Source organism: Streptococcus danieliae (assembly GCF_013415245.1).
GTDB lineage: Bacteria > Bacillota > Bacilli > Lactobacillales > Streptococcaceae > Streptococcus > Streptococcus danieliae_A.
The window spans coordinates 1-12,895 of record NZ_JACBXX010000136.1; the positions used below are offsets into that span (position 1 = coordinate 1).

The window sequence follows — 12,895 nt, forward strand, 5'->3', positions numbered from 1 at the left end:
TGAAGAGCTAAAAAACTACGCTAAGGCTCCATATACAACACCCAAATAAGAAAAAAGACTAGCCAAATCCCTTGGGGCACAAGGGGTTAGCTGGTCTTTGTCTATTTTTAGGTGATAAAGTCGGGAGGTAAGTTCTTATAAAACAAGAGATTTAATTTTAAATACCTTGCTATTACCAATCTCTTTTACAGCTCCTATCTTTTTTAGTTTTGATCAGGCTCCCTTATTTATCAAATGGATATCTTTTTTGAATCCCTTAACTTATCAATTAAATGCAATGAGGGATTTGAATTTTGAGATTGCCAATCAAAGGAATCTAATAACGATGTTAGTGACGACATTTTTGATAACGGCTGTCGCTATATATTCCATAAAAAATGCTGAATTGACTACCAATGAAAGATAGTTTGAAGGAGTTTCTCGTTGATTTTTCTTGCCCTGTTTGATCAAAAACATCCCCCTCCCTCTTAGCGATAGAGAATTGAAAAGCAGGGGGGTTCTTGTTATAATGAACTGTGTACGAAGTAGTATTATACTCATTGAATTTCAAAATCTGACGTTGTCAAGCCTCCTTGATGAACCTTAGTTCTACCTTCGTCGGCTTTCCTAGTCATCTTTTTGAAATTCTGTGAGTATTCAGATTTTGTTTTTAACTAAGTATTAGAAAGTAGATGATACTCTTCCTATTTTTCTTCACACGTCGTTAGCTTGGTCTTGCCTAACCCTAGTTATGCTTGTGCCTCGCTGTCTCGTTTGCGTTTAAAATAGGTTGAGTCATGATTTTAGATTGGAAGTAAGAAGAGCTATGAAGTTTGAGGATTTAAAGGCAAGGCAGGAGAAAATTCGCAATTTCTCGATTATTGCCCATATTGACCATGGGAAATCGACCTTAGCGGACCGGATTTTGGAGGCGACCGAGACTGTTTCCAGTCGGGAAATGCAGGCGCAGCTTTTGGACAGTATGGACTTGGAGCGTGAGCGGGGGATTACCATCAAGCTGAATGCGATTGAGTTGAACTACACTGCCAAAGATGGCGAGACCTATATTTTTCACTTGATTGATACACCTGGACACGTGGACTTCACCTATGAGGTATCACGTTCCTTGGCTGCCTGTGAGGGTGCAATCTTGGTAGTCGATGCGGCTCAAGGGATTGAGGCGCAGACTTTGGCCAATGTTTATTTGGCTTTAGACAATGATTTGGAAATTTTGCCGGTGATCAACAAGATTGATTTGCCAGCTGCAGATCCGGAGCGGGTGCGGACCGAGGTTGAAGATGTTATTGGTCTGGATGCCTCTGAGGCAGTTTTGGCGTCTGCCAAGGCGGGGATCGGGATTGAAGAAATCCTCGAGCAGATTGTCGAGAAGGTTCCAGCCCCAGCTGGAGATGTGGAGGCTCCGCTCAAGGCCTTGATTTTCGATTCTGTCTATGATGCCTATCGTGGGGTTATCCTGCAGGTTCGGGTGATGGATGGTCTGGTCAAGCCTGGGGATAAGATCCAGTTGATGAGCAATGGGAAGACCTTTGATGTCACCGAGGTGGGAATCTTTACTCCGAAAGCGGTAGGTAGAGATTATCTAGCAACCGGGGATGTTGGTTACATTGCGGCTTCGATCAAGACTGTTCAAGATACCCGTGTGGGGGATACGGTGACCCTGGCTGCCAACCCAGCGGATACGCCTTTGGAAGGCTACAAGCAGATGAATCCGATGGTGTTTGCTGGTCTTTACCCCATCGAGTCGAACAAATACAACGATTTGCGGGAGGCACTGGAGAAATTACAGTTGAACGACGCCAGTCTTCAATTTGAACCAGAGACTTCGCAGGCTCTTGGTTTTGGTTTCCGCTGTGGTTTCTTGGGATTGCTGCATATGGACGTTATTCAAGAACGTTTGGAGCGGGAGTTTAATATTGATCTAATCATGACGGCGCCGTCGGTTATCTACCAAGTCAATCTGACGGACGGCGAGACCATCGATGTTTCCAACCCAAGTGAGTTCCCTGATCCAACCAAGATTGATTCCATTGAGGAACCTTATGTCAAGGCGCAAATCATGGTCCCTCAAGAGTTTGTCGGAGCGGTGATGGAATTGGCCCAGCGCAAGCGGGGAGATTTTGTAACCATGGACTACATCGACGAAAACCGCGTGAATGTTATCTACCAGATTCCTTTGGCAGAGATTGTCTTTGATTTCTTTGATAAATTGAAATCGTCGACGCGCGGTTATGCAAGCTTCGATTACGAAATTTCGGAATACCGTAAATCCCAATTGGTGAAAATGGACATCCTCCTCAATGGGGACAAGGTCGATGCTCTCAGCTTTATTGTCCATAAAGAATTTGCCTATGAACGTGGAAAAGTGATTGTTGAAAAACTCAAGAAAATCATCCCACGCCAGCAATTTGAAGTTCCGATCCAGGCGGCGATTGGCCATAAAATTGTGGCCCGGACGGACATTAAGGCCCTCCGGAAAAATGTCTTGGCCAAGTGTTACGGAGGAGATGTGTCTCGGAAACGTAAACTCTTAGAAAAACAAAAAGCCGGTAAAAAACGGATGAAAGCCATCGGATCCGTCGAGGTTCCTCAAGAAGCCTTCTTGAGTGTCTTGTCCATGGATGATGAATAAAGCAGGAAGGTGGGTGGGCTATGCCCACCCACTTTGTGTAAAGGAGAAAAAATGAAAGCAGTGCAGTACCTAAAAGAGTTGTTAGCGATTCCCTCCCCAACGGGCTTTACCCGGGAGGTTGTGGCCTATCTAGTGGAGACCTTGGAGAAAATGGGCTTACAGGCCCAGGTTAGTCCCAAGGGCAATGTTTTGGTGACGCTAGTCGGTAAGGAAGAGGGGCCAGCTCGCCTTCTAACAGCCCACGTGGATACCTTGGGAGCTATGGTGCGTGCGATTAAACCAGATGGTCGTTTGAAGCTGGACCGGATTGGGGGCTTCCCTTGGAACATGATTGAAGGTGAGAATTGTTTGGTGCACCTGGCTGATGGTTCAACGGTTTCAGGAACGATTTTGTTGCACCAAACGTCGACCCATGTCTACAAAGAGGCAGGGACTGTGGAACGCAGCCAAGACAATATGGAAGTGCGTTTGGATGCTCGGGTGACCAAGGCTGAGGAGACTTGTGCCCTGGGGATCCAGGTTGGGGACTTCGTGTCCTTTGATCCCCGGACCCAGGTGACGGAGACCGGATTTGTCAAAAGTCGGTTTCTGGATGACAAGGCCAGTGTGGCGATCTGTTTGGCCCTGTTGGAACAGATCCAAACAGCAGGAATCCAGCTCCCAGTGACAACTCATTTTATGTTTTCAACCTTTGAAGAAGTGGGGCATGGGGCTAATTCGTCAATTCCAGCCGGAGTGGTCGAATACCTGGCGGTTGATATGGGGGCTATGGGAGATGACCAGGCGACGGATGAGTATACCGTGTCCATCTGTAGCAAGGATGCCACAGGACCCTACCATTACGGTTTCCGCCGCCATCTAGAGAGCTTGGCCCAGCAATTTGCGATTCCTTACAAGATTGATATTTACCCCTTCTATGGTAGCGATGCTTCTGCCGCTATGACTGCAGGTTGGGATGTGCGGCACGCCTTGATCGGCCCAGGAATCGAGTCTAGCCATTCTTATGAGCGCACCCATATCGATTCGCTTACAGCCACTTCCGATTTAATATTGCGCTATCTAGAATCCCCTCTAATGGAAGGATAAAGATGAAAGTAATCTACACCTCGATTCGGGCTAATCTGGTTAAGGACTTGGTCCAGGAAGCCTTGGACCTAGAATCCCAAGGTTACCGCGTTTTTTACATTGCTCCCAACTCCCTGTCTTTCGAAAAAGAAAGACAGGTTTTGGCATGTCTGCCCAGCAAGGCTTCGTTTGGTATTACCGTAACCCGCTTCCAACAAATGACCCGCTACCTCACGCTGGATCAGGAGGTAGAAGCGGAGCGCCTGGATGACTTGGGCTTGCAGCTCTTGATTTACCGAGTCCTGCAGACGATCCCGGTGGAGCAGTTCCGAGCTTACGGGCGGATTCGTAAGGATCCGGCTTTTGTCCAAGAAGTAGCGACTCTCTATAAAGAATTACAGGAAGCCCGGATGAGTCTGGCGGATCTGGAGCGTTTGGACAATACGGCCAAGGCCCACGACCTGCAGATGATTTTTCAAGCCTTAGATGAAAGTATGGTGGCGGAAGGTTACCTGCCTGCAACAGCCCTAGCCCATTTTATTGGCAAACTAGAGTCGGGGAGCCTGGATAAGAGCCTTAGCAAGGTAGCCTTGGTCATTGATGGCTTTACTCGCTTTTCGGCGGAGGAAAAACACCTACTGGGTCTTTTGCACCGCAAGGGCTGTCCCCTTGTTGTGGGGACCTATGCCAGTCAAAGGGCCCGAGAGCAGCAGTATCTGGAAGGTAATTTGTATCAGGCCAGTGTGGAGTTGATCCAGGATTTGAGCCGGGATTTTCAGGCAGAGATTGTGGCTGGATCTGCTGGCCGGGATGATTCCTTTCAGGAGCTGACCGACCGGCTGGAAGGGTTTTATGAATTTGGTCCCAAGACTGCGCAAGCTCCCGTAGCGGTTCCGCTTTTCCTGCATAAATTGGCCAATCCCCAGCAGGAAATCGAGTGGGTGGCACGGCAGATCCGGCGTCTGCTGGCGGATGGCTACCGCTACAAGGATATTCGCCTGCTTTTGGGCGATGTGGAGACCTATGCTCCCCAGGTGGCGACGATTTTTGACCGTTACCAGATTCCCTTTTATATCGGACGGCGGGAGTCCATGGCGGACCACCCCTTGGTACATTTTGTGGAATCCTTGGAAAGTCTGCATCGCCGTCATTTTCGCCGAGAGGATTTGGTCAATCTCCTGCAAACGGGTCTCTACGGCTCTTTTGCGACCGCAGATTTGGACCAGCTAGAATCCTATTTACGCTTTAGTGATTGCAACGGACTCGCCGCCCTACAGCGGACCTTTACCGCCAATGACGGGGATCGTTACGATTTAGACAGACTCAACCAGATTCGCGATGCGGTGCTGGCTCCTCTTTTACCTTTTATTAAAGCGAGAAAGCAAAAAGGAAGTAGTCTGCTCAAGAAGTTTCGGACCTTCTTGGAGGAAATTGCTTTGGCCTCTAACCTGGCGCGGCTAAGTCAGGGTTTGGATTTGCGGGAGCAGGAACAGCAGGCGGAAGCCTGGAAGGCCTTTAGCGACTTGTTTGTCCAAATGGAGCGGCTGGTGGGGGAGACGCCCTTGACCCTGGCTGCCTTTTTGGAGCTCTGGCGGGCTGGTGTCCAGTTGGCTACTTATCGAACTGTTCCAGCGACAGTTGATGTGGTCCAGGTCCAGTCCTATGATCTGGTCCAGCCCTTGGTTGCGAAACAGGTTTTTGCAATCGGCTTAACCGAGGATTTTTTCCCCAAAGAAACGGGAGAGTTGGGTTTGCTTAGCATGGAGGAAAAGGAACGGCTCAATCAGGGGCTGGACCAGGGGCGTGGTCTCTTGATTCCTTGGCGGGAGAATGGGCCCAAGAACCAGTTTACCGCCCTGTCGCTGCTGAATGCGGCCGAGGAAAGCCTCTACCTGACCTGTCCGGGCCAGATTGATAATGGTGAAAAACAGGCATCTAGCTATCTTCAAGTCTTGACCACCTTTGGCCTCCAGTGGCAAAAGGATACGGGGTCTGACTTGAGTCCGGATGACATCGGCTCCTATCAGGGCTTGCTGTCGCAGGTCATCGATTTCTACCAGACAGGCATCGAGGAGGAGTGGCAGCCGGAGCAGGAGTCTTACTGGAAGGCCTTGGTTCGCCACCTGCGTCGGTATCTGAGTCAGAAAGACCTCAGTCTACCGGGACTCAGCTACCAGGTTCAGAGTCAGCCTTTGAGCCCTGCGACCTTGGCGCGGCTCTATCCGCAAGACCAGGGCTTGCAGTTGTCGGTGTCCAGTTTAACGGACTACTATAAGAATCCCTATTCCTTTTACCTGAAACATGTACTCCGTTTACGGGAAGAGGGCAGTGTCCATCCCGATGCCCGGATTCATGGCCAGTACCTGCACCATATTTTTGAGGAATATTTTGGCTATCTGGCCAAGCAGGAACCGGCTCAAGCCCTGCAGACCGCCATTGAAAGCGTCAATCGCCAAAACTATGTGACCTATCGTTATGGGCTTGATGGTGAAAGCCGTTTTTCCCAACGGATGCTGTTGGATATTGTGCGGACATCGGCTAAAACATTGGTCGCTCCCGTCACGGAAACCATTGAGGAGGAGCAGCGCTTCCGTTACCTCTTGTCGCCTGAGGACCAGCTCTATGTCAGTGGGGTCATTGACCGGATTGATCAACTGCAAGGAACCGCAATCAAGGGGGTCGTAGACTATAAATCTGCCAGTCAGACCTTCTCCTATCCCGATTTTTACAATGGTCTCAACTCCCAGCTGGTGACCTATTTGGACTACCTGTCACAAGATCAGGTCTTTGGCGCCATGTATTTCCACCTGACCAACCCTCTCATTTCCTTTAAAAAACAAGAGGAAGCGGGTTGGTACCTGGCTCAGGCCATGAAGGAATTTACCTATAAGGGACTCTTTTTGAGCAAGGAAAAAGACAAGCTGAGTGAGCAATACTTGCTGAAAAGTGGCCGCAAAGATTTTACCTTGGAGGAAGAAGAATTGGCTCTCTTGCTGGCCTATAATCGCCAGCTCTTCCAAAAGGCTGCCCAAGCTATCCGGTCCGGGCAGTTCCCGATTCAGCCGATTAGTGAAGATGGCCAGTCTGTACGCGCCTATGTGGACCAATACAAGGCCATCACCCAGTTTGAAACACCCTACCATTACCAGAACTTACGGATTTTGGATCAATTAGACGGTTCGACCAACAAGGAGGACTGGTTCGCGAAAATCCGCCAAGATTTGGGAATGGAGGAACAGGAGGAGCAGGAGGAAGAATAAGATGAAGCCCATTGCTTTTTTAAATGAAGAAGAGATTCGCCTCTTGCAAGAACAAGAGGCCCAATTAGAGACAGACCGCAAACGGACCCCAGAACAAATTCTAGCTATTTACAGCTCGGGTCAGAATATTTTGGTGTCAGCCTCGGCAGGTTCGGGGAAAACCTTTGTTATGGTTGAGCGGATCCTGGATCAGCTCAGCCGGGGGATTGGGATTAATCAACTCTTTGTGTCGACCTTTACCGTCAAGGCAGCCGGAGAATTAAAAGAACGACTCCAGGCTAAGCTGACAGAGAAACTAGGAAATCCGCACTTGGATCCCCAGTTACGGGAACACCTGCTCCGTCAGCGGCAGCTACTGCCCCTGAGCGATATTGGAACCATGGATGCCTTTAACCAGAAATTGCTGGCACGAGAAGGCTACCGCTTGAGCCTGAGTCCGAATTTTCGGATCTTGTCTGATCCTAGCGAACTGCTCCAGTTCCAAAAGGAGGTTTTTAGCCAGGTTTTTGAAAGCTACAGCTCTGGGTCCGGGGAAGAGGACTTCTACCGTTTAGTGACCAACTTCACCGGTCAGGCCAAGGATATTGGTGGTTTCCGCCAAGTGGTTTATCAGCTGGCCGACTTTATGGATGCTCTACCCCAGCCCCTGGAGTGGTTGGAGCAGGCGGTTAGCGCTCAAGAACCGCAAGCTTTACAGGAGCTGGTGCGGGAGCTCTACCCAGCCTTTGGCAAATCTTGCCTGGCAGCTGCCGATCAGCTCTATGATCTGACCCAAGACCCGGATTACAAAATGTTCAAAAAAGATGGTCAGAAAACAGCAGTCTTTCTGAAACATGAGCAAATGATTGAGGGATTGCGGCTGTTGGCTGATCAATTTGTGACCTTTGAGACCTGGGACGAAATCGAAGCTAGCCTCAATCAAGTTTTGCTCCTTCTTCCCAAGACAGGAACAATCACCGTCGCCAAGGTCAAGTATGATTTTCTAAAGCCGCTTGTGGACCAAGCTCAAGCCATTCAAGCCCTGCCATTTATCCTAGAGCAGGAAGAGGAGGTGGCTCGTCTACTGGAAGCTCTCAAGGCCTTTGTCAAGGATTATTACCAGGCCTTGCATGAGGCCAAGCTGGCTGAAAATGCTTTTACTTTTAGCGATGTCAGTCACTTGGTACTCCGCCTATTGCGGGACTTTCCGGATTTACGGGCGGATTTGGTCGCCAACTATCATGAGGTCATGATCGATGAGTACCAGGATACCAACTCCCTGCAGGAGGAGGTACTAGAGCTGATCTCCAATGGTCACAATCGCTTTATGGTGGGGGATATTAAGCAGTCGATTTACCGTTTCCGTCAGGCAGAACCTGAGATTTTTAACCAAAAATTTAAGCTCTATCAGGAACATCAGGAACAGGGATGCCTGATTTTGCTCAAGGAGAATTTCCGCAGCCAGGAGTCTGTTTTGACCGCTACCAATGGCTTGTTTAAACACTTGATGGATGAAGAAGTTGGGGAGATTGACTACAATCAGGTGCACTTTTTGGTGGCAGGTAGTCCTGGCCAGAAGCAGCCTGAGCAGCAAAAGCAGGCCCAGTGTTTGATTTTTGACCAGGAAAGTGAAGGCCCCCTGCATGAAGGCCATGTCTTGGTGGCTCAGATTCAAGCCCTTCATGAGTCAGGTGTCGCCTACAAGGACATTTGTGTTCTAGTTGAAAGCCGGACCCGCAATAAGCCTTTGGTGGACTTGTTCTACCAATGGGAGATTCCCTTTGTTGAGGACCAGGGCCAGGGATCCTATCTCCAAGCCGTTGAGGTTATAGTCATGCTGGATACTCTGCGGACCCTCTACAATCCCCTCCAGGACTACGCCCTCTTGGCCTTGCTCAAATCGCCTATGTTTGGTTTTGATGAGGATCAATTGGCCCGCATCGCCCTACAAGAACAGATCGTTTCGCTTTCCTTTTTTGAAAAATTAAAAAAAGCCCAGGCTGGAACGGGGGCTGCGCCAGACTTAATTGAGGGCGCGCTCAAGGATAAGATTCAGCACTTCTTGGAGTATTTGGAGGCTTGGCGGGCGTATGCCAAATTGCATAGTCTCTATGATCTGATTTGGGCCATTTACAACCAGCGGCACTACTATGATTATGTTGGGGCCTTGCCAGATGGAGCTAAACGTCAGGCCAATCTCTATTCCTTGGCCCTACGAGCCCGGCAGTTTGAGCAGGGTGGCTTCAAGGGGTTAGCGCGCTTTATTGACAGGATTGAAAAAATCCTTGCGGCGGACAAGGATTTGGCGGATGTAGTTACAGAAGTGGACGAGGATGCCGTGCAAATTCTGACCATTCACAAGAGCAAGGGTTTGGAATTTCCCTATGTCTTTATCTACAATCTAGATAAGGACTTTAACAGTGAGGATCTGAAAAAGCGGCTGCTTCTGAGTCGAGACTTGGGAATTGGCATCCAATCCGTTAAGCTACTGGATACTCCTAATGATCAGCCCAATCACTTGCAGTCGGTGCGGCTTTCAGTTCCTTCGCTGACCTATCAACGAATTCAGCAAGAGAAGCGGCGCCAGACCCTGTCTGAGGAAATGCGGCTCTTGTATGTGGCTATGACTCGGGCGGAAAAACAGCTCTTCCTAGTTGGCCGAGGTAAGGCCAGCAAGCTAGCAGCTGCTTATCCAGAGCTCACGGCTAGTCAATTTTTGCCAGCCAGTGATCGGCTAGGCTACAGCAATTTCCAGGACTGGATTTTAGCGGTTACAGCTGGCTTCCCCAGCTTTAAAGAGGAGCTGGCCGTGAAAATTTTGGGGCAAGCAGACATTGATTTAAGAGAGGTTCAAAAGGACGTGCCGACCCTGCCTCTTGACCCCGACGATCTCAAAGACAATCGGCAATCGGAGCAATTGGCGCGTGCCTTGGACATCATTGAAAATGTCGACCGCTTGAACACCCTTTACCAGCCAGCCATTCAATTACCGACGGTCCGAACTCCGAGTCAGATGAAAGAACTCTACCAGCCTGTTTTTGACCTTGAAGGAATGGCCCAAATGGTGGAGGTTAAGCCCCAGGCTCTGGACTTCAGTCTTCCAGCTTTGGGAGCCAAGAAGTCAACGATTACAGCCAGCCAACTGGGTTCTAGCCTCCATGCCTTTATGCAGGGCTTGGATTTGTCGCAGGGACGGGTGGATGAAGCTCTGCTACAGGACCGCTTGCAGCAGATGAAGTTGGAGCCCGCTCTGGCCAAGGCCCTGCCCTTGACCAAGGTCTTGGATTTTTTCCAAACAGAACTGGGCCAGCTCTTTCTGGCCAACCCTGATCGTCTTTATCGCGAAGCGCCTTTTGCCATGTTGCAGACAGATGTAGCCAGTGGCGAGGAGTTTGTTGTGCGGGGGATCTTGGATGGCTATCTCTTGTTTGAGGATCGGATTGTTTTATTTGACTATAAGACAGACCGTTATCGGAATCCAGCTCGGGTAGCGGATCGTTACCGGGGGCAGATGGGCTTATATGCCCAGGCTTTACGGCAATCCTACGGGATTTCTAAGGTTGAAACCTATTTGATTCTGTTAGGGGGATCGGAGATTCAAGTGGTTGCCTTAGTGGATTCCTAAGCAGGGTCTCCCCATTTTCGAGCATTTATGCTACACTAGTAGGGAGGAGGTGGACCATGATAAAAATATTTGGTCAAGTACGCTACCATTGGCAGCCGCAACTATCCATCCTGATTATCTATTGGTCACTCTCTTTGGTCCCTATTTTTTTAGGTTTGGCCTTGATGTACGAAAGTTCGCAGATTCCCATGGTGGTCCTATCGTCCTTTGTTCTTTTTATGATTTTGTTAGGCATTGGTTTTCATAGGTATTTCACGATCTATGAATCAGGGACCTTACGGATTATCTCCGCTAACCCCTTCCAGCCTTCCAAATTAGCCATTGACCAGATAGAAAAAATAGAGGTCACGAAAACCTCTATTACCCTTTATTTATTTGGTCATGAAAAAGGACGGACCTATTACATGCGAAAATGGCCTAAGAAATACTTCGTAAACGCCTTGGCTCTCAATCCTCATTTCCGGGGAGAGGTGGTTTTGACGGACCACCTGATCCACCTAGATTATTATGAGGTTTATTATAAAGAGAAGGCCTAGTGTTCAATGGCCCGTGTAGGACATTCTTTGATGGCCTGGATGAGTTCAGGAGTTTCGTCTAGCTCGAGGCTGAGTTGATCACTTTGATAGAATTTAACAATGCCATTATCATGGTAGTCAAAAACATCAGAGTAGGTTTGGCAAAGGCCGCAAGCGATGCAGCGTTCAGGAATTAGTGTTACTTTCATAGTTCTATTTTATAAGGAATGGGACTAAAAAACAAGAAGAAGAGGTAGAAAAGCTTTGAGTAGAAAACGTAAAAATGAGATTTCGGATGAAAAACTCAATTCATGGTTGGTTTGGGCGATTTCCGCAACAGCCATTGTCGTGATTGTTATTTCAGGAATTTTGATTTTCCTTTCCGTTGGCGGTAGCAACAAGCAGGAAGCCGTGCAAGGCTTCTACAGTTCAGAAGTGTCTGCTGGCAATGCCCAGCCTGCGTCTGAATCTGAGGCCAGCAGTAAGTCTTCTGAAGAGGAAGAAGAGACTGAGGAGACAACCGCTAGCTCCAGTAAGGAGAATACAACGGGTGGGGCAACCATTACCGTTCAAGCAGGTGAGGGCGAAGCAGCCATCGCGGCGCGTGCCGGAATTTCAATTGCGGAATTGGAAGCTCTAAACCCAGGGAATATGCGTACAGGTTCTTGGTATGCTAACCCAGGTGATGAAGTACGGGTTGAGTAGGAGAGAGCATGCAAGCATTACAAATTGCGATTGACGGCCCAGCCTCTAGTGGGAAAAGTACAGTTGCCAAGCTTTTGGCAAAAAAACATGGCTATACATACCTGGACACAGGTGCCATGTACCGGGCGGCAACCTACCTAGCCCTCCAAGAAGGCTTGGACTTGGAAGATGCGGCTGGGATTGTTGCAGCCCTTGATGCTGCGCCGATTTCCTTTGGCCGTAACACGGGCGGTGAGCAACTGGTATATGTTGGTTCGATTGATATTACAGATGCCATCCGCCAACCGGATGTAACCCAGGCTGTCTCTACCGTCGCGGCCTTGCCAGCAGTTCGCGAAAAGCTGGTTCAACAGCAACAAGCCTTGGCTCAAGCTGGGGAGATTGTTATGGATGGCCGCGATATCGGAACCACCGTTTTACCCCAGGCCCAGGTTAAGATTTTCCTGGTTGCCTCTGTCGATGAGCGAGCAGAACGCCGCTACAAGGAAAATCTCAGCCGGGGCATCAAAACTGATTTAGAAGCCTTAAAGGCTGAGATTGCCGAACGGGACTACAAAGACAGTCACCGTGAAGTTTCCCCCTTGAAACCGGCAGACGATGCCATCCATTTTGATACCACAGGCGTATCCATTGATGGTGTCCTCGCTTTTATTGAATCGGAAATTGAAAAAATAAACTAAGAAAAGGTCGCTAAGGCGACTTTTTTGGCTTTCTAGCTGCCTTTTAATCTATTACCCTTTCATGGTAGAATACAGGGAGGGAGAATGATCATGGGAAAGAGTTATTATTATGTGGAGGTTGAAACCTTAGCAGGAGAAACCAGCTGTTTGCAACTTCCAAAAGATTTGCAAGGTGCAATGCGAGCCTATCGTCAGGCTCATCCAATAACCTGGGAAAATTTATTAGCGGATGTGCTCATAAATATCCCAGTTGCTGCCTACAGTAAGGAAAACAACTACCAACCTACCATTCGCTTGGCTAGGGTTAAAAGTAAGCGTCCAATAACGAGGTATCTATCTTGAATCCCTATTATCCGATATACTAATAAAAAGATAAAAAATCGGAGGAAACAGATGCCAATCAATTTACTAGACCTAGGCCTTGTTCATCTAGTCTG

The 12,895-nt window shown here is 48.7% G+C and carries 10 protein-coding genes; 9 read left to right on the top strand and 1 reads right to left on the bottom strand.

Features of this window, described 5'->3' with window-relative positions:
- The first annotated feature begins 154 nt into the window (after positions 1 to 154).
- From HZY94_RS10770 to HZY94_RS06490, 6 genes are all read left to right on the top strand, one after another.
- Positions 155 to 406 (top strand): ABC transporter permease, encoded by a 252-nt coding sequence (locus HZY94_RS10770; protein WP_373683183.1) that lies wholly within the window; start codon positions 155 to 157, stop codon positions 404 to 406.
- A 399-nt stretch (positions 407 to 805) separates the two neighbouring features.
- Positions 806 to 2,629 (top strand): translation elongation factor 4, encoded by a 1,824-nt coding sequence (gene lepA / locus HZY94_RS06470; protein WP_179925509.1) that lies wholly within the window; start codon positions 806 to 808, stop codon positions 2,627 to 2,629.
- 51 nt (positions 2,630 to 2,680) lie between these two features.
- Positions 2,681 to 3,715 (top strand): M42 family metallopeptidase, encoded by a 1,035-nt coding sequence (locus HZY94_RS06475; protein WP_179925510.1) that lies wholly within the window; start codon positions 2,681 to 2,683, stop codon positions 3,713 to 3,715.
- A 2-nt stretch (positions 3,716 to 3,717) separates the two neighbouring features.
- Positions 3,718 to 6,954: an ATP-dependent nuclease subunit B gene (rexB, locus tag HZY94_RS06480; RefSeq protein WP_179925511.1), complete on the top strand. Its 3,237-nt coding sequence runs from the start codon at positions 3,718 to 3,720 to the stop codon at positions 6,952 to 6,954.
- A gap of 1 nt (position 6,955) precedes the next feature.
- On the top strand, positions 6,956 to 10,558 hold the full coding sequence (gene addA, locus HZY94_RS06485; RefSeq protein WP_179925512.1) for a helicase-exonuclease AddAB subunit AddA: 3,603 nt from the start codon (positions 6,956 to 6,958) through the stop codon (positions 10,556 to 10,558).
- A gap of 56 nt (positions 10,559 to 10,614) precedes the next feature.
- Positions 10,615 to 11,094, top strand: coding sequence for an EbsA family protein (locus tag HZY94_RS06490; protein ID WP_160332758.1), 480 nt, complete (start codon positions 10,615 to 10,617; stop codon positions 11,092 to 11,094).
- Here the strand turns inward: HZY94_RS06490 and HZY94_RS06495 are convergent.
- Positions 11,091 to 11,282 carry a ferredoxin gene (locus HZY94_RS06495; protein WP_160332757.1) on the bottom strand — a complete coding sequence of 64 codons (192 nt, stop codon included), beginning with the start codon at positions 11,280 to 11,282 and terminating at the stop codon, positions 11,091 to 11,093. The genes HZY94_RS06490 and HZY94_RS06495 overlap by 4 nt on opposite strands.
- Positions 11,283 to 11,337: 55 nt before the next feature.
- Here HZY94_RS06495 and HZY94_RS06500 point away from each other — a divergent pair, with 55 nt between their 5' ends.
- The 3 genes from HZY94_RS06500 to HZY94_RS06510 all read left to right on the top strand — a co-directional run bounded on the left by HZY94_RS06500 (position 11,338) and on the right by HZY94_RS06510 (position 12,800).
- Positions 11,338 to 11,778, top strand: a complete 441-nt coding sequence (locus HZY94_RS06500; RefSeq protein ID WP_228064575.1) for an SAG1386/EF1546 family surface-associated protein — start codon at positions 11,338 to 11,340, stop codon at positions 11,776 to 11,778.
- Between the two features lie 8 nt (positions 11,779 to 11,786).
- Positions 11,787 to 12,458, top strand: coding sequence for a (d)CMP kinase (gene cmk / locus HZY94_RS06505; RefSeq protein ID WP_179925513.1), 672 nt, complete (start codon positions 11,787 to 11,789; stop codon positions 12,456 to 12,458).
- A 90-nt stretch (positions 12,459 to 12,548) separates the two neighbouring features.
- Complete coding sequence (locus HZY94_RS06510) at positions 12,549 to 12,800, top strand: DUF7679 family protein (protein ID WP_179925508.1); 252 nt, start codon at positions 12,549 to 12,551, stop codon at positions 12,798 to 12,800.
- Positions 12,801 to 12,895: the final 95 nt, after the last annotated feature.

What these genes read in the sequence shown, in the direction of transcription:
- lepA (WP_179925509.1), top strand. Translation starts at nt 806, where the DNA reads ATGAAGTTTGAGGATTTAAAGGCAAGGCAGGAGAAAATTCGCAATTTC.
- HZY94_RS06475 (WP_179925510.1), top strand. Translation starts at nt 2,681, where the DNA reads ATGAAAGCAGTGCAGTACCTAAAAGAGTTGTTAGCGATTCCCTCCCCA.
- rexB (WP_179925511.1), top strand. Translation starts at nt 3,718, where the DNA reads ATGAAAGTAATCTACACCTCGATTCGGGCTAATCTGGTTAAGGACTTG.
- addA (WP_179925512.1), top strand. Translation starts at nt 6,956, where the DNA reads ATGAAGCCCATTGCTTTTTTAAATGAAGAAGAGATTCGCCTCTTGCAA.
- HZY94_RS06490 (WP_160332758.1), top strand. Translation starts at nt 10,615, where the DNA reads ATGATAAAAATATTTGGTCAAGTACGCTACCATTGGCAGCCGCAACTA.
- HZY94_RS06495 (WP_160332757.1), bottom strand. Translation starts at nt 11,282, where the DNA reads ATGAAAGTAACACTAATTCCTGAACGCTGCATCGCTTGCGGCCTTTGC.
- cmk (WP_179925513.1), top strand. Translation starts at nt 11,787, where the DNA reads ATGCAAGCATTACAAATTGCGATTGACGGCCCAGCCTCTAGTGGGAAA.
- HZY94_RS06510 (WP_179925508.1), top strand. Translation starts at nt 12,549, where the DNA reads ATGGGAAAGAGTTATTATTATGTGGAGGTTGAAACCTTAGCAGGAGAA.